Genomic DNA, 23,987 nt, shown 5'->3' with positions numbered 1-23,987 from the left:
GTCATCCTGATACTTGAGCAAAACGAGCGGCGATTGTACCCAAGGGCTGAGATCGGCGCGATGTCGCTGGGTGTGCAAGCCATCAGAATGAGCACCCATTCAAGCAACGAGTTGTTTCGCGGTCGCGGGCGGGCTGGACGCGCCCTGATGTGCGACCTGCGAATGGCCGAGGCCTTGCGTGCCGAAGGTGCTGGCGGCTATCCGATCGTATATGCCGAAGCCATCGAGGAAGCAGGGTGGTTCGCCGATGGCGCCGGGCGCCATGGGCGTTTCGAGCGCAGAGCCTTGCCCTCAGCGCTCTCTCGGTTCATCGCCTCCCGCGCAGCCCTTGTCGCAGGCCTTTATCCGAAGGTCGAACCTGGCCAGTGCCCGCCCGATCTCCTCAAGTCGTTGCGGTGCGATGCTCGAGCCGCCATAGAGCTGAATCTCTTTCGCTGCCGGGTCGTCGCAGCTAACGCCAATACCTGCCGCCAGGCCTGCGATGATCTCGTTCGCGCGATATTCCACGGCCAATTGGCGCAGGCGAAATCTTGCCACTTTGGCGAACGGGGTCAGGGGGAGTTCATCGAGCATGAACACATGGCGGGGGCGCGCAGGCGGTTCTGCGATCCGGGCAGCGATGAAGGTCATCAGCTCATCCAGCGCGAGCGCAGCCTCTGCTCGGGGCACGAGGTACAGCACTGGCACTTCACCGGCATAGTCATCCGGCATGCCGACGGCGGCTGCCTGTAGCACACCCGGATGCGCCAGGGCGGCGTCCTCGATCATCTGCGGGTCGATGTTATGGCCGCTGCGTATGATCACGTCCTTGGCGCGGCCTACCACTCGCAGTTCACCTGCCGCTGTGACTTCGCCCAGATCCCCCGAGTACAGCCAACTCCCGTTGGGATCCCCCATGATCCCTTCGGCGGTCAGATAGCCTTTGAACACATTGGGGCCACGCACCAGGATTTCCCCTCTGGCTCCTGGGTGAAAACCGCTGTCGGGGCTCCCCAGACAGATCTCGACGTTCGGCACGGGCTTGCCCGTGCTGTGTGAAACGGGACGGCCATCGGTGCGTTGCGCCGTTGCGATGCCGCTGGATTCGGTCATGCCGTAAAGCTGGCAAACCGGCTTGCCGGTCTTTTCCTGCAGACGCAGGAACAGCTCCTGGGGTAAAGGTGAGCCGCCTGTCATGAGCGCCCTCAGCTCATGGAGATCGGCCCCTTCGGTTGAGGTTTCGGCGATGGCTGCGAGGGTCGTGGGCACTCCGGCGAGCAAGGTGATGCGCTGGGCATCCACGATCTTCCATATGTCATCGATGACCTTGCGGCTGCGCATGCCGAGCAGCGAGGGGAATACCAGGGTCGCACCTGTCGACAAGGTGGCGAGCAGCGCGTCGATGGCGCCGCCGACGTGAAACAGCGGCAGGCCACTGAGCAACCTCTCGCTAGTGCCCAGGCCCAGGCCTGACGCAGCCATGAGCGAGGCTGAGGCCATGTTGCGCAGGGAGAGCCGGGCCAGTTTCGGCAGACCTGTCGTGCCGCCGGTATGAATCAGCAACCCCACGCGCTCGGGGTTGTTGGCCGGCAGGGCCGCTGTCGATGGTGCGAGCAGTTCATCCCAGGGTTGCGCCGTGCCGCTGCCGCCGCCAACGGAGACTGCAATGACCTCAGGCGGGTTGCGCATGCCGTCGAGGGCCATCTGCAGGCGCTCCCACACATCCAGCGCCGGATGCGGCCCCATGCTGATCACCGCACGACAACCCGAGAGTGCCAATTGACTGCGCAGAGCCTCTGCCGACAGCAACAGGTTGACCGGGAACGCGACGGCTAAGCAGGTGGCGGCAATCAGGGCCGTTACCGCCTGGGGCACGAAGGGCAGCAGGATCGCCACGCAATCGTGGCGCTGGATGCCGCGTGCCGCCAGCGCCTGGGCGACCGCCCGAACCTCGGCAAGCAGTGCAGCATAGTCGAGCGTTGCGCCGGCTCCCATGCCGTCGACACACAGGTACTCGAGAGCTGGGTGATGGGGATGCTGCGCCGCCGAGCAGGCAAGCAGGTCGAAGGGAGTAGGGCACGACTGCATGCGCTGTTGCAGGCAGACGCTGGTGTTCGGGAGGGTCGTTGACACAGAAGTCTCCTTCGTTGCGCAAGGCGCGCTGCGGGCCGTGCAGGCAGGCTGCGAGCGAGCCTTGGTCAGCCCGCAGCGCTGCGTGGAGTGGTCGAACCTGCCGGGGTACGGCATCGCTCAGGGCGGGCAGGCCAATTACCGGGTTATTGGCCCCGGCGCTGGTCGAGTTCGCGGATGCGTTCACGGGCTTCGTCGCGCTCGGGAATCGGTCGGCCGCTATCGCGCCATTCGACGGCAGCCTTGAAGCCTTCGGCCTGGGCGTAGCGGCGGAACCAGAGGCCCTCCGGGTTGTGGCGGGTGATACCGTCGAACAGGGTGGCCATCATCTGGCTCTGTTCGATGCCCATGTTCAGCATCACCTGGTTCACCACCAGCTTGTGCATCGCCAGGTGCGACTTGGGCACTCCGGCGATGCGATTGGCCAGGGCCATGGTGGCTGATTCCAGCTCGCTGTTTGGCACCACTTCGTTGGCCAGCCCCCATTGCGCCGCTTGCCTGCCATCGATCACATCGCCGGTGAACATCAGTTGCTTGGCCCGGGCGAAGCCGAGGCGGTACGTCCACATCGCGGTTGTCGGGCAGCCCCACACACGGGTGGGCATGTAGCCGATCCTGGCATCCTCGGCCATCACCAGCAGGTCGCAGCACAGCGCGATATCGCTGCCGCCGGCTACCGCATGGCCATGAACCTTGGCGATGGTCGGCTTGCTGCAGCGCCACAGGCTCATGAAATCTTCGGTGTTGCGCTTCATGGCGGCGTAATCGACCATCGGATCCCACGGATGACCTTCCTGCTGGCACGGGTGGTCGGTGAGCTGTTCGGCGTAGTCGCTCAGGTCATAGCCGCCACAGAAACCCTTGCCGGCGCCTTCGACGATGATGACATGAACCTCCTCTTTGGCCTCCGCCCATTCCACCGCCGCCCGGATATCGCCGGGCGTCTGCTCGGTGATCGCGTTCAGGCGTTCGGGGCGGTTGAGCAGGAGGCGGGCTACGCGGGGCGACTGTGGGTCTTGCTCGATGGTGACGGTAGTGAAGACGGGCATCGGAGGCTCCAGTGTTGTTCGTTCGGGGATGGAACAGTCAGAATTGACTGTAGGAGTCCGCCGATAAACAGTCAATGCTGACTGTTTGTCTCATTCACTTCTTTGATGAGTCTTCATGCAGAACGCCACACCCCTCACTACCAAGGCACAGGCCACGCGCCAGCGATTTCTGGATGCGGCGGTCGCTTCATTGATCGAATGCGGCGTTGCGCGCACCACCACGCTGGAAGTGCAGCGCCGCTGCGGAGCCAGTCGTGGTGCGTTGTTGCACCACTTCCCGACCCATGCAGCGTTGCTGTCGGCCACCATCGCCGAACTGGTGCGGCGCAACGACGAGGCGGTGCGCCGGGCAGAGTCGGCCATGAGCCATATCGAGAATCCTGTGGAGCGGGCCGTCCGCACCCTGGCCAGCATGAGCGTACAGCCCGCCTATCTGGCGGAGCTGGAGCTCTGGGGAGCGGCCAGAACCGACCCTGATCTGCAGGCCGCAGTCAGAAGCGCGGAGCGCGATGCCCGAATCGAGCGGGAGAGAGTGGTCGACAGCCTGTTCTCGGCCATTGTCGACAATCCCAACTACGCGGCAGTCAAGGCCTTGAGCATCGCTTTCCTGCGCGGCTTGTCTCTCTCGAGCGTCCTGGTCAGCCATCCTGAGCACGACCAGAGGCTGATTGGCCAATGGATCTGGGCGGTCGAAGCGTTGCTCCAGACGCCGGCACAGTCATGATGACTGCCGGTATGGCCGCGTCAGGAGAGAATGAGGCCGCTTGCTACGAGGCCACGCTCGGTGCTCGCATGCAGGCCTCGATGAGCCCAGGCTCGTTTGCCATGGATGAGCACGCATAATAGGCAGTGGTCGGGTCGCAATCGCCTGGATTGGCAGGCAAGCTGTCGCCCTGATGAACGAGGCCGGACGCCTGGATCAGGTAAGCTGCGGCTTCATAGCGGAGAAAGACATGTATCAGTTAGCGGGGCTGCAGGCCCCATGAGTCAGAGCGCCATTACCAGTGCCCAGCCCGGCACCCTCTATGTGGTCGCCACGCCCATTGGCAATCTCGACGATATCAGCGCGCGGGCATTGCGGACCCTGCGCGAGGTGGCGCTGATCGCCGCCGAAGACACCCGTCATTCGGCGCGATTGCTGCAGCACTTCGGCATTCAGACGCCGCTGGCGGCCTGTCATGAGCACAACGAGCGTGAGCAGGGGGGGCGTTTCCTCGCCAGGTTGCAGGCCGGCGAGGATGTCGCATTGATTTCCGATGCCGGGACACCGCTGATCTCTGATCCGGGTTACCACCTGGTGCGCCAGGTGCGCGCCGCGGGTATGCCGGTAGTGCCGGTGCCCGGGGCCTGTGCGCTGATCGCCGCGCTGTCGGCGGCGGGGCTGCCTTCGGATCGCTTCATCTTCGAGGGCTTTCTGCCGGCCAAGGCGGCGGGGCGCCGTGCGCGTCTGGAGCAGGTGCGTGAGGAGTCGCGCACCTTGATCTTCTACGAAGCGCCGCACCGTATCCTCGAATGCCTGGAAGACATGCGTGCGGTATTCGGTGGTGAGCGCCCGGCCTTGTTGGCGCGTGAGCTGACCAAGACCTTCGAGACGCTCAAGGGGCTGCCATTGGATGAGCTGTGCGCCTGGGTGGCTGCTGACAGCAATCAACAGCGCGGCGAGTGCGTGGTGCTGGTGGCCGGCTGGCAGGCGCCGGAAGGTGAGGAAGCGGTCAGTGCCGAAGCTCTGCGCGTGCTTGACCTGCTCCTGGCGGAGATGCCGCTCAAGCGCGCCGCCGCGCTGGCGGCGCAGATCACCGGAGTGCGCAAGAACCTGCTCTATCAGGTGGCGCTGGAGCGCCAGAATTAAGCCACAAGCGGCAAGCTTCAAGCTGCAAGAAAGAGCAGAGGTCGGCACGCGTTCCGCTTGAAGCTTGTGGCTTGCGGCTTGCGGCTTTGTTACCCTTGTCGGCGGAGAGTCGATCGGACAGTCGCTGCCTTCGCAAGAAGGGGGAGGAAAGTCCGGGCTCCATAGGGCAGAGTGCCAGGTAACGCCTGGGAGGCGCGAGCCTACGGAAAGTGCCACAGAAAACAACCGCCTAAGCACGCAAGTGCCGGTAAGGGTGAAAAGGTGCGGTAAGAGCGCACCGCACGGCTGGCAACAGTCCGTGGCTAGGTAAACCCCACTCGGAGCAAGACCAAATAGGGTTCCATCGGCGTGGCCCGCGCTGGAACCGGGTAGGTTGCTAAAGGCGTGCAGTGATGTACGCCGTAGAGGAATGGCTGTCCTCGACAGAACCCGGCTTACAGATCGACTCTCCTCCCTCCTTCCTTTGTGATGCGCTTCTAGTTCTCGTCGGTTTGATACCGAAAAAATCTTACTCTTAACAAATTACTTTAAGTTTGAAATTCAGCTCTATGGATTGGCTGGATTTTGTACAGTCTTGCCTGTTCTGGCATCGCTTTCTTCCTCGCTTTTATTCGCTAAATCTCCGTCCTGTAAGGATTTTTCCGTTCTGGCGCGCCTTGACTGTGGGGCGGCTGCGTTCCTATAGTGTGCGCGAGTGGTGAAAAGTGGTACGAAGTGGGTATTTATGGGCATGGGAAGCTAATTACAGGGGAAGCGCAGCCGTGTTTCGCGGAGCTAACGCCATCAGTCTTGACGCCAAGGGGCGCCTTGCGATGCCGAGTCGGTATCGCGATGAGCTCGTTGCGCGTTGTGCTGGGCAGCTCATCGTGACCATCGATGCCGTCGATCCCTGTCTTTGCGTCTATCCCCTGCCCGAATGGGAACTGATCGAGAGCAAGCTGCGTGAGCTGGCTTCCTTTCGTGAGGAGAACCGCCGCCTGCAACGTCTGCTGATCGGTAATGCCGTCGACCTCGAACTCGACGGCAGTGGCCGTTTTCTCGTTCCGCCGCGCTTGCGCGGCTACGCCAAGCTGGACAAGCGAGCGATGCTCGTTGGCCAGCTGAACAAGTTTCAACTCTGGGATGAAGATGCCTGGAATGCCGTAGCTGAAGCCGACCTGGCTGCCATCAAGGAACCAGGTGCTCTTTCCGATGACCTCCGTGACCTGATCCTGTGACCATGACCGATAGCGACTTCCGCCATATCACCGTGCTGCTCGACGAAGCCGTCGAGGGCCTGGCGGTGCGCGTCGATGGCTGCTACATCGATGGCACCTTCGGTCGTGGAGGGCACAGCCGGCTCATCTTGCACAAGCTTGGCCCGGGAGGACGGCTGCTGGGGTTCGACAAGGATCCCCTGGCAATAGCCACCGGGAAAGCATTGGCGGCCGATGACGGCCGCTTTGTCGTTGTACAGCGCAGTTTTGCGGAACTTGCCGAGGAAGTTGCTGTCCGTGGGCTGGCCGGCTCTATCTCGGGCATTCTGTTGGATCTGGGGGTTTCCTCGCCGCAACTGGATGACCCTGAGCGTGGCTTCAGCTTCCTCAATGACGGCCCGCTGGACATGCGCATGAATCCGCAGGTCGGGGTCAGTGCTGCCGACTGGATCGCCAGCGCCGACGAGGACGAAATCGCCCGCGTGCTCAAGGAGTACGGCGAGGAGCGTTTCGCCAAGCGCATGGCCCGCGCCGTGGTGCAGCGCCGTGCCGAGCAGCCGTTCACACGCACCGCCGATCTGGCCAAGGTGCTGACCGATGCCAACCCAGCCTGGGAGAAAGGCAAGAACCCGGCAACCCGCGCCTTCCAGGGCATTCGCATTCACGTCAACAACGAGCTGGGCGATCTCGAGCGCGGCCTCGATGCGGCGCTGGACGCCCTGGAAATCGGTGGCCGCCTGGTGGTGATCAGCTTCCATTCCCTGGAAGACCGCATCGTCAAGCAGTTCATGAAGCGTCAGGCCAAAGGCGAGGCGGACAAGCTGCCGCGTGATCTGCCGATCATCCCCAAGGCCTTCGAGCCACGCCTGAAGCTGATCGGCAAGCCGGTATTCGCCAGCGAGGCCGAACTCAAGGCCAACCCGCGTTCGCGTAGCGCAGTCATGCGCATCGCGGAGAAGCTGCGATGAGCCGGCGTTTCGGCAAGTCCATGCCCGGCGGCAGCCTGCTGTTGCTGGCGCTGTTTCTCGCCATTCTGGTATCGGCGGTGGCCGTGTCCTACAGCGCCCACTGGAGTCGCCAGTTGCTCAATGACCTTTATGGCGAGCTGAGCGTGCGTGACAAGGCGCAGGCCGAATGGGGGCGCCTGATTCTCGAGCAGAGCACCTGGACGGCGCACAACCGCATCGAGACGCTGGCCAGCGAGCAGCTCAAGATGCACATTCCCGATCCCGCCGCCGTGCGCATGGTGCAGCCATGATCGGTCTCGAAGGCGCGCTCTATCCCTGGCGTTTCCGCCTGGTGCTGGCGCTGCTCGCCTTGATGGTGGGCGCCATCGCCTGGCGCATGCTCGATCTGCAGGTGCTCGACCATGACTTCCTCAAGGCCCATGGCGATGCGCGCAGCGTGCGACACATTCCGATTCCGGCGCACCGCGGCCTGATCACCGACCGCAACGGCGAGCCGCTGGCGGTCAGCACACCGGTCATCACCCTCTGGGCCAATGGCAAGGAGCTGCAGAGCGCGCGCGACAAATGGCCGGTGCTGGCTGCCGCGCTGGGTCAGGATCCGGCCAGCTTCGCCGAGCGCCTGGAGCAGAACAAGGAACGCGAGTTCATGTACCTGGTGCGTGGTCTGACCCCGGAGAACGGTCAGCGCGTGCTCGATCTCAAAGTGCCGGGCGTCTATTCCATCGAAGAGTTCCGCCGTTTCTATCCGGCAGGCGAAGTGGCCGCCCATGTCGTCGGCTTCACCGACATCGACGACCGTGGCCGCGAAGGCATGGAGCTGGCCTACGAAGACTGGCTGGCCGGCGTGCCGGGCAAGCGCCAGGTGCTCAAGGATCGTCGCGGGAAGCTGATCAAGGATGTGCAGGTGGCGCAGAACGCCAAGGCCGGCAAGTCCCTGGCGCTGTCCATCGACCTGCGCCTGCAGTACCTGGCCCATCGCGAACTGCGTAACGCGCTGCTGGAGAACGACGCCAAGGCCGGCAGCCTGGTGATGGTCGACGTGAAGACTGGCGAAGTGCTGGCGATGGTCAACCATCCCACCTACAACCCCAACAACCGTCGCAGCCTGACGCCGGCGGCGATGCGCAACCGCGCCATGATCGATGTGTTCGAGCCGGGCTCCACCATGAAGCCGCTGTCGATGGCTGCAGCCCTGGAAACCGGGCGCTGGAAGCCCAGCGATGTGGTGCAGGTCGGCAACGGCACGCTGCGCATCGGTCGTTACACCATCCGTGACGTATCCCGCACCGAAGGGCCGGCGCTGGATCTGACCGGCATCCTGATCAACTCCAGTAACGTCGGCATGAGCAAGGTGGCCTTCGATGTCGGCGGTGAGCGCATCTACGACACCATGAGCAAGCTGGGCTTCGGCCGTGATACCGGCCTGGGCTTCCCTGGTGAGCGAGTTGGCAACCTGCCCAACCATCGCAAGTGGCGCGAGGCGGAAACGGCCACGCTGTCCTACGGCTATGGCCTGTCGGTTACTGCGGTGCAACTGGCTCATGCCTACGCGACCCTGGCCAATGGCGGCGCCATGGTGCCGCTGTCGATGATTCGCATGGATGGCAAGCCGAGCTCGATGCAGGTGGTGCCCAAGGATGTCGCGACCACCCTGCAAGGCATGCTGCAGCAGGTGATCGAGGCGCCGCGCGGCGTGTTCCGTGCTCAGGTGCCGGGTTATCACGTGGCCGGCAAGAGTGGTACTGCGCGCAAGAGCAGCGTCGGCACCCGAGGATATCGTGAGAACGCCTACCGCTCGCTGTTCGCTGGTTTCGCCCCGGCGCAGGATCCGCGCATCGCCCTGGTGGTGGTGATCGACGAGCCGGGCAAGGGCGCCTACTTCGGTGGTCTGATTTCGGCGCCGGTATTCAGCAAGGTCATGGCTGGTTCCCTGCGTCTGATGAACATCGCTCCGGATAACCTGCCGTCGGACGAGCAGAAAGTGGCCGCAGCTAGTCAGGGAGGGCGCAACTGATGCCCATGCCGCTCAATCAATTGTTGCCTGTTGCCGAGAGCAGTGTGCTGGTGCGTGAGCTGACTCTGGACAGCCGCAAGGTGCGCCCGGGCGATCTGTTCCTGGCCGTGCCCGGCACCCAGCAGGATGGTCGTGTGCATATCGCCGATGCTATCGCCCGCGGTGCCGCTGCGGTGGCCTTCGAGGCCGAAGGGGCTGCGCCCATGCATGCCGATAGTGCCGTGCTGGTGCCGGTCAAGGGCCTGGCTGGCCAGCTCTCGGCCATCGCCGGGCGCTTCTACGGTGAGCCGAGCCGCGCTTTGCATCTGATCGGTGTTACGGGTACCAACGGCAAGACCAGCGTCAGCCAGTTGCTGGCGCAGGCACTGGATCTGCTCGGTCAGCGTTGTGGCATCGTCGGTACCCTGGGCACCGGTTTCCATGGCGCGCTGGAGCAGGGCAAGCACACCACCCCCGATCCGGTCGGGGTGCAGGCCACCCTGGCCTCGCTCAAGCAGGCCGGCGCACGCGCCGTGGCGATGGAGGTTTCCTCCCATGGTCTGGATCAGGGCCGCGTCGCGGCGCTGGAGTTCGACGTGGCGGTGTTCACCAACCTGTCGCGCGATCACCTCGATTACCACGGCAGCATGCAGGCCTATGGCGCAGCCAAGGCCAAGCTGTTCGCCTGGCCGAACCTGCATTGTCGAGTGATCAACCTCGATGACGCCTTTGGTTGTGAGCTCGCCGCGCAAACGCACGAGTCACGCCTGATCGGCTATAGCCTCAGCGATGCCAGCGCCTTCCTTTATTGCCGCGATGCGCAGTTCGATGATCACGGCGTACGTGCCCACCTGGTCACGCCGCGTGGCGAGGGCGTGCTGCGCAGCAATCTGCTCGGCCGCTTCAACCTGAGCAACCTGCTGGCCGTGGTCGGCGCACTGCTGGGCATGGATTACCCCCTCGACGAAATTCTCAAGGTGCTGCCGCAATTGCAGGGGCCGGCTGGCCGCATGCAGCGCCTCGGTGGCGGCGACAAGCCGCTGCTGGTGGTGGATTACGCGCACACCCCGGATGCCCTGGAAAAAGTACTCGAAGCCATGCGCCCGCATGTCGAAGGCCGTCTGCTCTGCCTGTTCGGCTGCGGCGGCGACCGTGATCGCGGCAAGCGCCCGCTGATGGCGGCGGTGGCCGAACGCTTGGCCGATGGGGTGTGGGTGACCGATGACAACCCGCGCAGCGAGGATCCGGCGCAGATCATCGCGGACATCCGTGCCGGCTTCGGTGCGCCGGACAAGGTGCAGTTCATTCACGGCCGTGGCGATGCCATTGCCCGTCTGGTCGCCCAGGCTGAAGCCAGCGACGTGCTGGTGCTGGCGGGCAAGGGGCATGAGGACTACCAGGAAATCATGGGCGTGCGTCAGCCGTTCTCCGATCTGATCGAAGCGAACAAGGCCCTGGCGGCCTGGGAGGCTGCTCATGCTTAAATCCTGGCTGCTCAGCGACGTCGCCGCCGACCTCAGTGCGCGCCTGGTCGGTGCCGATGTGGCCTTTTCCGCCGTCGGCACCGACAGCCGTACCATCGCTGCCGGGCAACTGTTCGTGGCGCTCACCGGGCCGCGTTTCGACGGTCACGATTACCTCGCCGACGTAGCCGCCAAGGGCGCCGTTGCCGCGCTGGTCGAGCGCGAGGTCGCAGGCGTGGCGTTGCCGCAATTGGTTGTTGCCGATACCCGCCTGGCCCTCGGCCAGCTCGGTGCCTTGAATCGCCAGGTCTTCACCGGCCCGCTGGCCGCCGTCACCGGCTCCAGCGGCAAGACCAGCGTCAAGGAAATGCTCGCCGCCATCTTGCGTGCTGGCCTGGGCGGCGCCGTGCTGGCCACCCGTGGCAACCTCAACAACGACCTCGGTGCACCGCTGACTCTGCTGGAGCTGGCGCCTGAGCATCGCGCCGGGGTGATCGAACTGGGCGCCAACCATGTCGGCGAGATCGCCTACACCGTCAGCCTGACCCGGCCGCAGGTGGCCATCCTCACCAATGCCGGCAATGCCCATGTCGGCGAGTTCGGTGGGCCGGAGAAGATAGTCGAAGCCAAGGGCGAGATTCTCGATGGGCTTTCCGAACAGGGCGTGGCCGTGCTCAATCTCGATGACAAGGCTTTCGCCATCTGGCAACGCCGTGTCGCTGGGCACCAGGTGCTGAGTTTCGCCCTGCACGACAGCCGCGCCGATTTCCACGGCGTCGATCTGGCCCGTGACGAGCGCGGCTGCCAGGGTTTCACCTTGCGCAGCCCGGCTGGCAGCGCGCGTATCCAGCTCAATCTGCTGGGTGAGCACAACGTCGCCAACGCCCTGGCCGCCTGCGCCGCAGCCCATGCCCTGGGCATGCCGCTGACGGCGATGGTTGAAGGTCTGCAGGGTTTGCAGCCGGTCAAGGGCCGCGCCGTCGCGCAACTGGCGCCGAGCGGTGTGCGGGTGATCGACGACAGTTACAACGCCAACCCGGTGTCGATGTGCGCGGCGGTGGACATACTCGCCGGCTTTTCCGGGCGCACCGTTCTGGTGCTGGGGGACATGGGCGAGCTGGGCGAGTGGGCCGAACAGGGCCATCGCGATGTCGGCCGCCATGCCGTGGGCAAGGTCGACGCGCTGTATGCGGTTGGCCCACTGATGCGTCACGCAGTCGAGGCATTTGGCGCCGCAGGCCGCCACTTCGCCGACCAGGCCGAGCTGATCGAAGCGCTTCGCGCCGAGCAGGCCGGCAGCACATTACTAATCAAGGGATCTCGCAGCGCTGCCATGGAAAAAGTAGTGGCGGCGCTGTGCGACGTAGCTGGGGAGAATCAATAAATGCTGCTGCTGCTGGCGGAGTACCTGCAACAGTTCCACAAGGGCTTCTCGGTCTTTCAGTACCTGACCCTGCGCGGCATCCTCGGCGTGCTCACCGCCCTGGCGCTTTCGCTGTGGCTTGGCCCTTGGATGATCCGCACCCTGCAGGTGCGCCAGATCGGCCAGGCCGTGCGCAACGATGGCCCGCAATCGCACCTGTCGAAGAAGGGCACGCCGACCATGGGCGGGGCGCTGATTCTCACTGCCATTGCCGTCAGCACCCTGCTCTGGGCCGACCTGTCCAACCGCTACGTCTGGGTGGTGCTGGCCGTGACCCTGGCGTTCGGCGCCATCGGCTGGGTCGACGACTACCGCAAGGTGATCGAGAAGAACTCGCGTGGCCTGCCGAGCCGCTGGAAATATTTCTGGCAGTCGGTATTTGGCCTGAGCGCTGCTGCCTTCCTTTATATGACTGCGCAGAGCCCGGTGGAAACCACCCTGATCCTGCCGCTGCTGAAAGACGTGAGCATCCCGCTGGGCATCGGCTTCGTGGTCCTGACCTACTTCGTCATCGTCGGCTCGAGCAACGCGGTGAACCTCACCGATGGCCTCGACGGTCTGGCCATCCTGCCCACGGTGATGGTCGGTGGTGCCCTGGGCATCTTCTGCTACCTGTCGGGTAACGTGAATTTCTCCCAGTATCTGCTGATTCCCTACGTACCGGGTGCCGGTGAGCTGATCGTGTTCTGCGCCGCGCTGGTGGGGGCCGGCTTGGGCTTTCTGTGGTTCAACACCTATCCGGCGCAGGTGTTCATGGGCGACGTCGGCGCGCTGGCGCTGGGTGCAGCACTGGGCACCATTGCCGTGATCGTGCGTCAGGAAATCGTGCTGTTCATCATGGGCGGCGTCTTCGTCATGGAAACCCTGTCGGTGATCATCCAGGTCGCCAGCTTCAAGCTGACCGGCAAGCGCGTGTTCCGCATGGCGCCGATCCATCACCATTTCGAACTCAAGGGCTGGCCCGAGCCACGTGTGATCGTCCGTTTCTGGATCATCACCGTGATTCTCGTGCTGATCGGCCTGGCCACCCTGAAACTGAGGTAATTACGCGTGTCGTTGATCGCTTCCGACCAATTCCGCATCGTTGTCGGCCTCGGCAAGAGCGGCATGTCCCTGGTGCGCTTCCTGGCGCGTCAGGGCGTGCGTTTTGCCGTGGCCGATACGCGCGCGAATCCGCCGGAGCTGGAAGCGCTCAAGCGTGACTACCCGCAGGTGGAAGTACGTTGCGGCGAGCTGGACGTGGACTTCCTCTGCCGCGCCTCGAAACTGTACGTGAGCCCGGGCCTGGCTGTGGCGACTCCAGCGTTGGCCGAAGCGGCTGCGCGCGGGGTGAAGCTGTCCGGTGATATCGACCTGTTCGCCCGCCACGCCAAGGCGCCGATCGTCGCCATCACCGGCTCCAACGCCAAGAGCACCGTCACCACCCTGGTGGGCGAGATGGCCGCCGCCGCTGGCAAGCGTGTCGCCGTGGGCGGCAACCTGGGCACCCCGGCGCTGGATCTCTTGGCCGACGACATCGAGCTGTACGTGCTGGAACTGTCCAGCTTCCAACTGGAAACCACCGATCAGCTCAACGCGGAAGTGGCCACCTGCCTGAACCTCAGCGAAGACCACATGGATCGCTACAGCGGCCTGCCGGCCTACCATCAGGCCAAGCACCGCATCTTCCGTGGTGCGCGTCAGGTGGTGGTGAATCGTGACGACGCCTTGTCGCGGCCGCTGATCGCCGACCAGGTGAGCTGCTGGGAATTTGGCCTGGGCAAACCCGACTTCAAACGTTTCGGCCTGCTGGAAGAGAACGGCGAAAAGTGCCTGGCGTTCCGCTTCGAGGCCCTGCTGCCGGTGAGCGAACTGAAGATCCGCGGCGCGCACAACCAGTCCAATGCCCTGGCGGCGCTGGCCCTCGGCCATGCCGTCGGCCTGCCGATGGAGGCCATGTTGGCCACCCTGCGCCAGTTCGCCGGGCTACCGCACCGCTGCCAGTGGGTCGGTGAACGCGCCGGCGTGAACTACTACGACGACTCCAAGGCCACCAATGTCGGCGCGGCGCTGGCAGCCATCGAAGGCCTCGGTGCGGATATCGCCGGCAAGCTGGTACTGATCGCCGGTGGCGACGGCAAGGGCGCCGATTTCTCCGCGCTGAAGCAGCCGGCCGCGCGCTTCTGCCGCGCCGTGGTGTTGCTGGGCCGCGATGCCGAGCGCCTTGCCGAGGCGCTGGGTGACGCCACGCCGCTGGTGCGGGTGAAAACCCTGGACGAAGCCGTGCAGCGCTGCAGCGAGCTGGCCGAGCATGGCGACGCCGTGCTGCTGTCGCCGGCCTGCGCCAGCCTGGACATGTTCAAGAATTTCGAGGAACGCGGGCGCCTGTTCGCCCAGGCCGTGGGAGGGCTCGCCTGATGTTGAGCTTCCTGCGCGTTCGTCCTTCACCTTTGCTGGGTCGTGGCTTCGATGTCGACTTCCCCATGCTGGCCGGCTGCCTCGGCCTGCTCGGCCTGGGTCTGGTGATGATCACCTCGGCTTCTTCGGAAGTGGCGGCGGCGCTGTCCGGCAATCCGCTGTACTACATGATCCGCCATATCGTTTACCTGCTGATCGGGCTGGGGGCAGCCGGCGTGGTGCTGATGATCCCCATGAGCTTCTGGCAGCGCTATGGCTGGATGATGCTGCTGGCCGCCTTTGCCCTGCTGGTGCTGGTGCTGATTCCCGGCATCGGCCGCGAGGTCAACGGTGCGCGGCGCTGGATCGGCTTCGGTGCGTTCAACGTGCAGCCCTCGGAAATCGCCAAGGTGTTCGTGGTGGTCTATCTGGCCGGTTATCTGGTGCGACGCCAGGAAGAAGTGCGCGAGAGCTGGATGGGCTTCTTCAAACCCTTCATCGTCCTGCTGCCGATGGCGGGGCTGCTGCTGCTGGAGCCGGACTTCGGTGCCACTGTGGTAATGATGGGCTCGGCCATGGCCATGCTGTTCCTCGGCGGCGTCGGTATGCTGCGCTTCGGCCTGATGGTGGCGCTGGCCGTGGGCGCGGTGTTCGTGCTGGTACAGACTCAGGAATACCGCCTGCAGCGTCTGATCACCTTCACCGACCCCTGGGCCGATCAGTATGGCGCCGGCTATCAGCTGACCCAGGCGCTGATCGCCTTTGGCCGTGGCGAATGGTTCGGCGTCGGCCTGGGCAACAGCGTGCAGAAGCAGTTCTACCTGCCCGAAGCGCATACCGACTTCGTGTTTTCGGTGTTGGCCGAAGAGCTGGGGCTGATCGGCTCGCTGGCGACCCTGGTGCTGTTCGTCTTCGTTTGCGTGCGCGGCCTGTACATCGGTCTGTGGGCCGAGAAGGCCAAGCAGTTGTTCTCCGCCTATGTCGCCTATGGCCTGTCGTTCCTGTGGATCGGCCAGTTCCTCATCAATATCGGGGTGAACACCGGCCTGCTGCCGACCAAGGGCCTGACCCTGCCGTTCCTCAGCTATGGCGGTTCGTCCCTGGTGATCTGCTGCATCAGCCTGGCGATCCTGCTGCGTATCGAGTGGGAAAGCCGTCACGTGCTGGGCAATGAGGATGTGGAGTTCGACGAATCGGATTTCGCCATCGAGCCGCCTTCCTTCGTCCTGGAGGAGCCTCGTCATGCGCGGTAACGTCCTGATCATGGCCGGCGGCACCGGCGGGCACGTGTTCCCGGCGCTGGCCTGCGCGCGCGAATTCCAGACCCGTGGCTATGCCGTGCACTGGCTGGGCACGCCGCGCGGCATCGAGAACGAGCTGGTGCCGCAGGCCGGTCTGCCGTTGCACCTGATCAATGTCAGCGGCCTGCGTGGCAAGGGCAAGCTGTCCCTGCTCAAGGCACCGTTCCAGCTACTGCGCTCGCTGCTGCAGGCGCGGCGCATCGTGCGTGAGCTGCAGCCGGTGTGCGTGCTCGGCATGGGCGGTTATGTCACCGGGCCGGGCGGTCTGGCCGCGCGCATGGCCGGCGTGCCGTTGATCATCCATGAGCAGAATGCCGTCGCCGGTACCGCCAACCGTTTGCTGTCACGTATCGCCACGCGCATCTGCGAGGCCTTCCCGGACACCTTCGCGGCTTCCGCCAAGCGTCGCACCACCGGCAATCCGGTGCGCGAGGAGTTGTTCCTGGAAACCCCGCGCGAGCCGCTGGCCGGGCGCAAGCCCAAGCTGCTGGTGCTGGGCGGCAGCCTGGGCGCCGAGCCGCTGAACAAGCTGTTGCCCGCCGCGCTGGAAAAACTGCCTGGCGAGATTCGTCCGCAGGTCTTCCACCAGGCCGGCAAGCAACACGCCGAGATCACCGCGGAGCGTTATCGCGATGCTGCGGTCGAAGCCGAGGTCGCGCCCTTCATCAAGGACATGGCGCGGGCCTATGGCTGGGCCGATCTGGTGATCTGCCGCGCCGGTGCGCTGACCGTCAGCGAACTGGCCGCCGCCGGCCTGCCCTCGCTGCTCGTACCGCTGCCGCACGCCATCGACGATCACCAGAGCCGCAATGCCGAATACCTGGCGAAGGAGGGCGCTGCCGTCCTGCTTGCGCAACATGCCACTGACGCGGCCAAGCTCGCCGCGCAGCTCACCGAGGTTCTGATGCACCTGGAAAAACTCACTGTCATGGGCGCCACCGCGCGTCGCCTGGCCAAGCCCGATGCCACCCGCACGGTGGTCGACATCTGCCTGGAGGTGGCCCGTGGCTAAGTCTCCCGCTGCGGTCAAGGCCGAAGTCCGGCGCATGCGCCGCATCCGCCGCATTCACTTCGTCGGCATCGGCGGCGCCGGCATGTGCGGCATCGCCGAAGTGCTGATGAACCTGGGCTACGAAGTGTCCGGCTCCGACCTCAAGGCCTCGGCCGTGACCGAGCGCCTGGCGAACTTCGGCGCCACCATTTTCATCGGCCACCGTGCGGAAAACGCCGAGCAGGCCGACGTGCTGGTGGTGTCCAGCGCCATCAACACCGCCAACCCGGAAGTGGCCACTGCTCTGGAACGCCGTATCCCGGTGGTGCGCCGCGCCGAGATGCTCGCCGAGCTGATGCGCTACCGCCACGGCATCGCCGTGGCCGGCACCCATGGCAAGACCACCACCACCAGCCTGCTGGCTTCGGTGTTCGCTGCCGGTGGCCTGGATCCGACCTTCGTCATCGGTGGCCGGCTGAACGCCGCTGGCACCAACGCACAGCTCGGTTCCAGCCGCTTCCTGATCGCCGAGGCCGACGAGAGCGACGCCAGCTTCCTGCACCTGCAGCCGATGGTTTCGGTAGTCACCAATATCGACGCCGACCACATGAGCACCTATGGCGGCGACTTCAATGTATTGAAGAAAACCTTCATCGAGTTCCTCCACAACCTGCCGTTCTATGGCCTGGCCGTGCTCTGCGTGGACGACCCTGTGGTACGCGAGTTGCTGCCGCAGGTGGGCCGCCCCACCGTCACCTACGGTTTCTCCGAGGACGCCGACGTGCGCGCGATCAACGTGCGCCAGGAAGGCATGCGCACCCATTTCACCGTGCTGCGCCCGGACTGCGAGCCGCTCGATGTGTCGGTGAACATGCCGGGTAACCACAACGTGCTCAATGCCCTGGCCACCATCGCCATCGCCACCGACGAGGGTATCGACGACAGCGCCATCGTCGCCGGGCTGTCGGGCTTCCAGGGTGTCGGCAGGCGCTTCCAGGTCTACGGCGAACTGCCGGTGGACGGCGGCAGCGTGATGCTGGTGGACGACTACGGCCATCACCCGCGCGAAGTGGCCGCGGTGATCAAGGCCGTACGTGGTGGCTGGCCGGAGCGGCGTCTGGTGATGGTCTACCAGCCGCACCGCTACAGCCGCACCCGTGATCTGTACGACGACTTCGTGCAGGTGCTGGGCGAGGCCAACGTGTTGCTGCTGGTGGAGGTCTACCCGGCCGGCGAAGAGCCGATCCCCGGTGCCGACAGCCGGCAGATGTGTCACAGCATTCGCCAGCGTGGCCAGCTCGACCCGATCTACGTCGAGCGCGGCGTGGATCTGGCGCCGCTGCTCAAACCGCTGCTGCGTGCCGGCGACATCCTGCTGTGCCAGGGCGCCGGCGATATCGGCGCGGTGGCGCCGCAACTGATCAAGCACCCACTGTTCGTCGGGGAGTCGAAATGAGCCTGCACAGTACCCTCGATCCCAAGGCCTTCGGTCGCGTCGCCGTGCTGTTCGGCGGCAAGAGCGCCGAGCGCGAGGTGTCGCTGAAATCCGGCAATGCCGTGCTCAGTGCCCTGCAGGCGGCCGGCGTGGACGCCTTCGGCATCGACGTGGGCGATGACTTCCTGGCTCGCCTTGCCAGCGAGAAGATCGACCGTGCCTTCATCGTGCTGCATGGCCGTGGTGGCGAGGATGGCTCCATGCAGGGCCTGCTCGAATGCGCCGGTATTCCCTACACCGGCAGCGGCATCCTCGCTTCGGCGTTGGCCATGGACAAGCTGCGTACCAAGCAGGTCTGGCACAGCCTCGGTCTGCCGACACCGCGCCATGCCGTGCTGAGCTCGCAGGCCGATTGCGAGGCCGCTGCGCTCGAACTTGGCTTCCCGCTGATCGTCAAACCGGCCCATGAAGGTTCCAGTATCGGCATGGCCAAGGTCGACAGCGTCGAGGCGCTGATCGCGGCCTGGCAGGACGCCGCGCGTTATGACAGCCAGGTGCTGGTGGAGCAGTGGATCGCCGGCCCGGAATACACCATCGCCGTACTGCGTGGCCAGGTGCTGCCGCCCATCGGCCTGGGTACACCGCACACTTTCTATGACTACGACGCCAAGTACCTGGCCGATGACACCCAGTACCGCATTCCCTGCGGCCTGTCTGCGGAGAAGGAGGCCGAGCTGAAAGACCTCACCGCGCGTGCCTGCGAAGCCGTGGGTACCCAGGGCTGGGCGCGCGCCGACGTGATGCAGGACGCCAATGGCCAGTTCTGGCTGCTGGAAGTGAATACCGTTCCGGGCATGACCGATCACAGCCTGGTGCCGATGGCCGCGCGCGCCGCCGGACTGGATTTCCAGCAACTGGTGCTGGCGATCCTGGCCGACAGCGTCGAGGCGAGGGGTTAAGCCATGGTCACCGCCGTGCGTCATCAGGATTCGCTGAGGGCTCCGCTACGCGGCAAGCCCGTGCCGCGTGGCGCCAGCCGTCTGGTGGCCAAGGAGCCGGTGCGTCTGCGCCTGCCCAAGGCGGACTTCTCCTGGGTTACCCGTCTGGCCTGGCCGTTGTTGCTGGTTGGCCTCGGCTTCGGTGCCTACGAAGGCGCACAACGTTTGCTGCCTTACATGGATCGGCCGATCGCGCGCATCAGTGTGCAGGGCGATCTGGCTTATGTCAGCCAGGACGCGGTGCAGCGGCGCATCGCGCCTTTTACCCAGGGCAGCTTCTTCAGCGTCGATCTGCGCAGCATGCGCGAGGAACTGGAGCGCATGCCCTGGATCGCCCATGCCGAAGTGCGCCGGGTATGGCCGGATCAGATCGATGTGCGCCTGGAAGAACAACTGCCCATCGCCCGCTGGGGCGACGAGGCGCTGCTCAACAACCAGGGCCAGGCCTTCGCCCCGCAGGAGCTGAACAACTATCAGCACCTGCCGCAACTGTCCGGTCCCAAGCGGGCGCAGCCGCAGGTGATGCAGCAGTACCAGATGCTCAGCCAGTTGCTGCGCCCCATGGGGTTCACCGTGGTCGGGCTGCAGTTGCGCGAGCGTGGTAGCTGGTACCTCTCGGCCACCGAGAATGCCAGCGGGCAGCGCATCGAGATACTCCTGGGGCGCGACCATGTGGTGGAGAAGATGCGTCGGTTCGCCGCCATCTACGAACGCGAATTGAAGGAACAGAGCGCGAACATCGCGCGCATCGACCTGCGTTATGCCAACGGCCTGGCCGTGGCCTGGCGTGAGCCGGTGGAGCCGGCCACGGCCGAGCAGAAAGTGAATTGAGAAGAGGCAGGACACTATGAGTAGCGCGCAAAGCGGCAAGATGATCGTCGGCCTGGACATCGGCACCTCCAAGGTAGTGGCGCTGGTGGGCGAGGTGACGGCCGATGGCCAACTGGAAATCGTCGGCATCGGCACTCATCCGTCGCGCGGGCTGAAGAAGGGCGTGGTGGTCAATATCGAGTCCACCGTGGCATCGATCCAGCGCGCCGTGGAAGAGGCGCAACTGATGGCCGGCTGCCGTATCCACTCGGCCTTCGTCGGCGTGGCTGGCAACCATATCCGTAGCCTCAACAGCCATGGCATCGTCGCCATTCGCGACCGTGAGGTCAGTGGCGCGGATATCGAGCGCGTGCTCGACGCCGCCCAGGCCGTGGCCATTCCGGCCGACCAGCGGGTGCTGCACACCCTGGCGCAGGACTACGTGATCGACAACCAGGAAGGCGTGCGCGAGCCGCTTGGCATGTCCGGCGTGCGCCTGGAGGCCAAGGTGCATGTGGTCACCTGCGCGGTGAACGCCGCGCAGAACATCGAAAAATGCGTGCGCCGCTGCGGCCTGGAAGTTGACGACATCATCCTCGAGCAGCTCGCCTCGGCCTACTCGGTACTGACCGAGGACGAGAAGGAACTGGGCGTGTGCCTGGTGGACATTGGCGGTGGTACCACCGACATCGCCATCTTCACCGAGGGCGCCATTCGCCACACCGCGGTCATTCCTATTGCCGGCGACCAGGTCACCAACGACATCGCCATGGCCCTGCGTACGCCGACCCAGTACGCCGAGGAAATCAAGATCCGCTATGCCTGCGCCCTGGCCAAGCTGGCCGGCGCCGGCGAAACCATCAAGGTGCCCAGCGTCGGTGATCGTCCGCCGCGCGACCTCTCGCGCCAGTCCCTGGCCGAGGTGGTCGAGCCGCGTTACGACGAGCTGTTCACCCTGATCCAGGCCGAGCTGCGTCGCAGCGGTTACGAAGACCTGATTCCCGCCGGCATCGTCATGACCGGTGGCACGGCGAAGATGGAAGGCGCAGTAGAGCTGGCCGAGGAGATCTTCCACATGCCGGTGCGCTTAGGCGTGCCACATAGCGTCAAGGGCATGGCCGATGTGGTGCGCAACCCGATCTATTCCACTGGTGTGGGCTTGCTGTTGTACGGGCTGCAGAAGCAGCACGACGGCATTTCCATGTCGGTTGGCAGTCCTTATCAGGACGAAGGCAAGACCCCGGTATTCGAGCGCATCAAGCGCTGGGTACAAGGCAATTTCTGATTTTTGCAGTAGGCGTTACACAACTAGAAGGGAAGGAGAGAGATCATGTTTGAACTGGTAGATAACGTTCCACAAAGCGCGGTGATCAAGGTCATCGGTGTCGGTGGTGGCGGCGGTAACGCGGTCAATCACATGGCGGTCAGCAACATCGAGGGCGTCGAGTTCATCTGCGCCAACACCGATGCGCAGGCCTTGAAGAACATCGGTGCGCGCACCGTGCTGCAGCTCGGCCCAGGCGTGACCAAAGGCCTGGGCGCTGGCGCCAATCCGGAGGTCGGTCGTCAGGCCGCGCTGGAAGACCGTGAGCGCATCGCCGAAGTCCTGCAGGGCACCGACATGGTGTTCATCACCACCGGCATGGGCGGCGGTACCGGTACCGGCGCTGCCCCGGTGATCGCCGAAGTGGCCAAGGAGCTGGGCATCCTCACCGTTGCGGTGGTGACCCGTCCGTTCCCCTTCGAGGGTCGCAAGCGCATGCAGATCGCCGATGAAGGCATCCGCGCGCTGGCCGAGAGCGTCGACTCGCTGATCACCATTCCCAACGAGAAGCTGCTGACCATCCTCGGCAAGGACGCCAGCCTGCTGTCCGCCTTCGCCAAGGCTGACGACGTACTGGCTGGTGCCGTGCGCGGTATCTCCGACATCATCAAGCGTCCGGGCATGATCAACGTCGACTTCGCCGACGTGAAGACCGTGATGAGCGAGATGGGCATGGCCATGATGGGCACTGGCTGCGCCAGCGGTCCGAACCGTGCGCGTGAAGCCACCGAAGCGGCCATCCGCAACCCGCTGCTGGAAGACGTCAACCTGCAGGGCGCCCGTGGCATCCTGGTGAACATCACCGCCGGCCCGGATCTGTCCTTGGGTGAATACTCCGACGTGGGTAACATCATCGAGCAGTTCGCCTCCGAGCACGCCACCGTCAAGGTGGGTACCGTGATCGACGCCGACATGCGCGACGAACTGCACGTCACCGTGGTCGCTACCGGCCTCGGTGCGCGCATGGAGAAGCCGGTCAAGGTGGTCGACAATACCGTGCAGGTCGCTGCCAGCCAGCCGGTTGCCCAGCAGCCCGTGACCCAGCCGCGCGGCGAGCAGTCGGTCAACTACAAGGACTACGAGCGCCCGACCGTACAGCGTCAGAGTCATAGTGGTGCGGCCACTGCAGCCAAGCTCAATACCCAGGACGATCTCGATTACCTGGATATTCCGGCTTTCCTGCGTCGTCAGGCCGATTGATGGAATGTATCAGGAGTATGAAGGTGATTGGTGTTCAGCAAAGGTCGGTTCTGCTATCATCCCCGACCATTGTTGAAAACAGTTCGCAACTAGCGATATAGCGGCCAAGCCATGATCAGACAACGCACCCTGAAGAACATCATCCGTGCCACCGGCGTTGGCCTGCATTCGGGGGAAAAGGTTTACCTGACCCTGAAGCCGGCTCCGGTGGATACCGGCATCGTGTTTCGTCGCACCGATCTCGACCCTGTCGTGGAAATCCGCGCACTGGCCGGGAACGTCGGCGAAACCACCATGTCGACCACATTGATCAACGGTGATGTCAAGGTAGATACGGTAGAGCACCTGCTTTCGGCCATGGCAGGCCTGGGCATCGATAACGCCTACGTCGAGCTCTCCGCATCCGAAGTGCCGATCATGGATGGTAGCGCTGGTCCCTTCGTATTCCTGATTCAATCGGCTGGCCTGCAGGAGCAGGACGCGCCGAAGAAGTTCATCCGCATCCTGCGTGAGGTCACGGTGGAGGAGGGCGACAAGCGCGCCACCTTCGTGCCTTTCGATGGCTTCAAGGTGAGCTTCGAGATCGATTTCGATCACCCTGTGTTCCGCAATCGCACGCAGAGCGCCAGTGTGGATTTCTCCAGCACCTCTTTCGTCAAGGAAGTCAGCCGGGCCCGCACCTTTGGCTTCATGCGTGACATCGAGTTCCTGCGTTCGCAGAACCTGGCACTCGGTGGCAGCGTGGAAAACGCCATCGTGGTCGACGAGTATCGCGTATTGAACGAAGACGGCCTGCGGTACGAGGACGAATTCGTCAAACACAAGATTCTCGATGCCATCGGTGACCTGTACCTGTTGGGTAACAGCCTGATCGGCGAGTTCAAGGGCTTCAAGTCCGGTCACGCACTGAACAACCGTTTGCTGCGTACGCTGATCGAGCAGACCGATGCCTGGGAAATGGTGACCTTCGAGGACGCCACACTCGCGCCGATCTCCTACATGCGCCCGGCTGCGGCGGTGTAAAAAACTCTCTTTCCAGCTTTATTTGAGGCCACCTTCGGGTGGCCTTTTTTTATGATTCTTTGCGGAGTTTCGGGAAGGCCAATCTTTACATCGGACTGGCAATTGTGTGTTTTGGTGTTCAAGCTGCTTATCGGCGTTTAGCTGATATATCCCGTTTCGCCCCCCCCCGGCGACCTTCTTTTGTCAAACGCCACAAAAGAAGGCAAAAAGGCTTGGCCCCGCCACCCGAGCTAGGCGCCCCCGCCCTGCTGCGCCGGGGTTCGTTACTCGCTTCGCTCGCCCTTCGGGCCAGCCTCCGGCTGTTACTCCGCTTCGCTACGTTTCGCTCCATCGTCGCTCCGAGGGTCTGCGTACATGGGTCATCCCTGGCTCATTACGCCTCTCGCCGCGTCCCTGCGGCTCGCCCCTCTGCGCAACGATTCCACTCACCCTCCTGAAGGGGCCATTCGCGCGCCTGAACGAACCGGCATTCCAAAGAA

Annotated in this window: 20 protein-coding genes and 1 other RNA gene; 19 read left to right on the top strand and 2 right to left on the bottom strand. The window is 64.2% G+C overall.

Going from position 1 to position 23,987, the window contains the following annotated elements; all coding sequences use genetic code 11:
* Positions 1-291: 291 nt before the first annotated feature.
* Together PVE35_RS20495 and PVE35_RS20490 are read right to left on the bottom strand one after the other, a co-directional pair.
* Positions 292-1,974: an AMP-binding protein gene (locus tag PVE35_RS20495; protein WP_277372822.1), complete on the bottom strand. Its 1,683-nt coding sequence runs from the start codon at positions 1,972-1,974 to the stop codon at positions 292-294.
* Positions 1,975-2,255: 281 nt separating this feature from the next.
* Positions 2,256-3,158 (bottom strand): crotonase/enoyl-CoA hydratase family protein, encoded by a 903-nt coding sequence (locus PVE35_RS20490; protein WP_277372821.1) that lies wholly within the window; start codon positions 3,156-3,158, stop codon positions 2,256-2,258.
* Between the two features lie 115 nt (positions 3,159-3,273).
* On the opposite strand from PVE35_RS20490, the gene PVE35_RS20485 reads away from it, so the two are divergent.
* From PVE35_RS20485 to lpxC, 19 genes are all read left to right on the top strand, one after another.
* Positions 3,274-3,882, top strand: a complete 609-nt coding sequence (locus PVE35_RS20485; RefSeq protein ID WP_277372820.1) for a TetR/AcrR family transcriptional regulator — start codon at positions 3,274-3,276, stop codon at positions 3,880-3,882.
* Positions 3,883-4,140: 258 nt separating this feature from the next.
* Positions 4,141-5,007 carry a 16S rRNA (cytidine(1402)-2'-O)-methyltransferase gene (gene rsmI, locus PVE35_RS20480; RefSeq protein ID WP_277372819.1) on the top strand — a complete coding sequence of 289 codons (867 nt, stop codon included), beginning with the start codon at positions 4,141-4,143 and terminating at the stop codon, positions 5,005-5,007.
* A 105-nt stretch (positions 5,008-5,112) separates the two neighbouring features.
* Positions 5,113-5,460, top strand: an RNA gene (rnpB, locus tag PVE35_RS20475) — RNase P RNA component class A.
* A 308-nt stretch (positions 5,461-5,768) separates the two neighbouring features.
* On the top strand, positions 5,769-6,224 hold the full coding sequence (gene mraZ / locus PVE35_RS20470; RefSeq protein WP_268178920.1) for a division/cell wall cluster transcriptional repressor MraZ: 456 nt from the start codon (positions 5,769-5,771) through the stop codon (positions 6,222-6,224).
* A 2-nt stretch (positions 6,225-6,226) separates the two neighbouring features.
* Positions 6,227-7,171, top strand: coding sequence for a 16S rRNA (cytosine(1402)-N(4))-methyltransferase RsmH (rsmH, locus tag PVE35_RS20465; protein ID WP_277372818.1), 945 nt, complete (start codon positions 6,227-6,229; stop codon positions 7,169-7,171).
* Positions 7,168-7,461, top strand: a complete 294-nt coding sequence (ftsL, locus tag PVE35_RS20460; RefSeq protein WP_268178918.1) for a cell division protein FtsL — start codon at positions 7,168-7,170, stop codon at positions 7,459-7,461. The genes rsmH and ftsL overlap by 4 nt, the downstream gene beginning before the upstream one ends.
* On the top strand, positions 7,458-9,185 hold the full coding sequence (locus PVE35_RS20455; RefSeq protein WP_268178917.1) for a penicillin-binding protein 2: 1,728 nt from the start codon (positions 7,458-7,460) through the stop codon (positions 9,183-9,185). Before ftsL ends, PVE35_RS20455 begins: the two co-directional genes overlap by 4 nt.
* A complete protein-coding gene (locus tag PVE35_RS20450) occupies positions 9,185-10,648 on the top strand; it encodes a UDP-N-acetylmuramoyl-L-alanyl-D-glutamate--2,6-diaminopimelate ligase (protein ID WP_268178916.1) in 1,464 nt (487 codons plus the stop codon). The genes PVE35_RS20455 and PVE35_RS20450 overlap by 1 nt, the downstream gene beginning before the upstream one ends.
* Positions 10,641-12,011 carry a UDP-N-acetylmuramoyl-tripeptide--D-alanyl-D-alanine ligase gene (gene murF, locus PVE35_RS20445; RefSeq protein WP_277372817.1) on the top strand — a complete coding sequence of 457 codons (1,371 nt, stop codon included), beginning with the start codon at positions 10,641-10,643 and terminating at the stop codon, positions 12,009-12,011. Before PVE35_RS20450 ends, murF begins: the two co-directional genes overlap by 8 nt.
* Positions 12,012-13,094 carry a phospho-N-acetylmuramoyl-pentapeptide-transferase gene (gene mraY, locus PVE35_RS20440; RefSeq protein WP_268178914.1) on the top strand — a complete coding sequence of 361 codons (1,083 nt, stop codon included), beginning with the start codon at positions 12,012-12,014 and terminating at the stop codon, positions 13,092-13,094.
* A gap of 6 nt (positions 13,095-13,100) precedes the next feature.
* Positions 13,101-14,447 (top strand): UDP-N-acetylmuramoyl-L-alanine--D-glutamate ligase, encoded by a 1,347-nt coding sequence (gene murD, locus PVE35_RS20435; RefSeq protein ID WP_277372816.1) that lies wholly within the window; start codon positions 13,101-13,103, stop codon positions 14,445-14,447.
* Complete coding sequence (gene ftsW, locus PVE35_RS20430) at positions 14,447-15,679, top strand: putative lipid II flippase FtsW (protein ID WP_277372815.1); 1,233 nt, start codon at positions 14,447-14,449, stop codon at positions 15,677-15,679. Before murD ends, ftsW begins: the two co-directional genes overlap by 1 nt.
* Entirely contained in the window at positions 15,669-16,739 is a 1,071-nt protein-coding gene (murG, locus tag PVE35_RS20425; RefSeq protein WP_268178911.1) for an undecaprenyldiphospho-muramoylpentapeptide beta-N-acetylglucosaminyltransferase, read from the top strand. Before ftsW ends, murG begins: the two co-directional genes overlap by 11 nt.
* A gap of 34 nt (positions 16,740-16,773) precedes the next feature.
* Positions 16,774-18,174 (top strand): UDP-N-acetylmuramate--L-alanine ligase, encoded by a 1,401-nt coding sequence (murC, locus tag PVE35_RS20420; protein ID WP_268184377.1) that lies wholly within the window; start codon positions 16,774-16,776, stop codon positions 18,172-18,174.
* Complete coding sequence (locus PVE35_RS20415) at positions 18,171-19,112, top strand: D-alanine--D-alanine ligase (RefSeq protein WP_277372814.1); 942 nt, start codon at positions 18,171-18,173, stop codon at positions 19,110-19,112. The genes murC and PVE35_RS20415 overlap by 4 nt, the downstream gene beginning before the upstream one ends.
* A 3-nt stretch (positions 19,113-19,115) precedes the next feature.
* A complete protein-coding gene (locus PVE35_RS20410; protein ID WP_268178909.1) occupies positions 19,116-19,982 on the top strand; it encodes a cell division protein FtsQ/DivIB in 867 nt (288 codons plus the stop codon).
* 16 nt (positions 19,983-19,998) lie between these two features.
* Positions 19,999-21,246: a cell division protein FtsA gene (gene ftsA / locus PVE35_RS20405; protein WP_268178908.1), complete on the top strand. Its 1,248-nt coding sequence runs from the start codon at positions 19,999-20,001 to the stop codon at positions 21,244-21,246.
* A 45-nt stretch (positions 21,247-21,291) separates the two neighbouring features.
* Positions 21,292-22,485, top strand: coding sequence for a cell division protein FtsZ (ftsZ, locus tag PVE35_RS20400; protein ID WP_268178907.1), 1,194 nt, complete (start codon positions 21,292-21,294; stop codon positions 22,483-22,485).
* Positions 22,486-22,596: 111 nt separating this feature from the next.
* Positions 22,597-23,508 carry a UDP-3-O-acyl-N-acetylglucosamine deacetylase gene (gene lpxC / locus PVE35_RS20395; RefSeq protein ID WP_268178906.1) on the top strand — a complete coding sequence of 304 codons (912 nt, stop codon included), beginning with the start codon at positions 22,597-22,599 and terminating at the stop codon, positions 23,506-23,508.
* Positions 23,509-23,987: the final 479 nt, after the last annotated feature.

It is taken from the genome of Pseudomonas sp. AA-38, from assembly GCF_029457475.1.
Lineage (GTDB): Bacteria > Pseudomonadota > Gammaproteobacteria > Pseudomonadales > Pseudomonadaceae > Aquipseudomonas.
The sequence above is the reverse complement of the archived record's forward strand: the minus strand, read 5'-3'. Positions and strand labels throughout refer to the sequence as shown.

Excerpts from the sequence above, each read along its gene's own strand:
- PVE35_RS20495 (WP_277372822.1), bottom strand. The coding sequence starts at position 1,974 with ATGGGAGCCGGCGCAACGCTCGACTATGCTGCACTGCTTGCCGAGGTT.
- PVE35_RS20490 (WP_277372821.1), bottom strand. The coding sequence starts at position 3,158 with ATGCCCGTCTTCACTACCGTCACCATCGAGCAAGACCCACAGTCGCCC.
- PVE35_RS20485 (WP_277372820.1), top strand. The coding sequence starts at position 3,274 with ATGCAGAACGCCACACCCCTCACTACCAAGGCACAGGCCACGCGCCAG.
- rsmI (WP_277372819.1), top strand. The coding sequence starts at position 4,141 with ATGAGTCAGAGCGCCATTACCAGTGCCCAGCCCGGCACCCTCTATGTG.
- rsmH (WP_277372818.1), top strand. The coding sequence starts at position 6,227 with ATGACCGATAGCGACTTCCGCCATATCACCGTGCTGCTCGACGAAGCC.
- ftsL (WP_268178918.1), top strand. The coding sequence starts at position 7,168 with ATGAGCCGGCGTTTCGGCAAGTCCATGCCCGGCGGCAGCCTGCTGTTG.
- PVE35_RS20455 (WP_268178917.1), top strand. The coding sequence starts at position 7,458 with ATGATCGGTCTCGAAGGCGCGCTCTATCCCTGGCGTTTCCGCCTGGTG.
- PVE35_RS20450 (WP_268178916.1), top strand. The coding sequence starts at position 9,185 with ATGCCCATGCCGCTCAATCAATTGTTGCCTGTTGCCGAGAGCAGTGTG.
- murF (WP_277372817.1), top strand. The coding sequence starts at position 10,641 with ATGCTTAAATCCTGGCTGCTCAGCGACGTCGCCGCCGACCTCAGTGCG.
- mraY (WP_268178914.1), top strand. The coding sequence starts at position 12,012 with ATGCTGCTGCTGCTGGCGGAGTACCTGCAACAGTTCCACAAGGGCTTC.
- ftsW (WP_277372815.1), top strand. The coding sequence starts at position 14,447 with ATGTTGAGCTTCCTGCGCGTTCGTCCTTCACCTTTGCTGGGTCGTGGC.
- murG (WP_268178911.1), top strand. The coding sequence starts at position 15,669 with ATGCGCGGTAACGTCCTGATCATGGCCGGCGGCACCGGCGGGCACGTG.
- murC (WP_268184377.1), top strand. The coding sequence starts at position 16,774 with ATGCGCCGCATCCGCCGCATTCACTTCGTCGGCATCGGCGGCGCCGGC.
- PVE35_RS20415 (WP_277372814.1), top strand. The coding sequence starts at position 18,171 with ATGAGCCTGCACAGTACCCTCGATCCCAAGGCCTTCGGTCGCGTCGCC.
- PVE35_RS20410 (WP_268178909.1), top strand. The coding sequence starts at position 19,116 with ATGGTCACCGCCGTGCGTCATCAGGATTCGCTGAGGGCTCCGCTACGC.
- ftsA (WP_268178908.1), top strand. The coding sequence starts at position 19,999 with ATGAGTAGCGCGCAAAGCGGCAAGATGATCGTCGGCCTGGACATCGGC.
- ftsZ (WP_268178907.1), top strand. The coding sequence starts at position 21,292 with ATGTTTGAACTGGTAGATAACGTTCCACAAAGCGCGGTGATCAAGGTC.
- lpxC (WP_268178906.1), top strand. The coding sequence starts at position 22,597 with ATGATCAGACAACGCACCCTGAAGAACATCATCCGTGCCACCGGCGTT.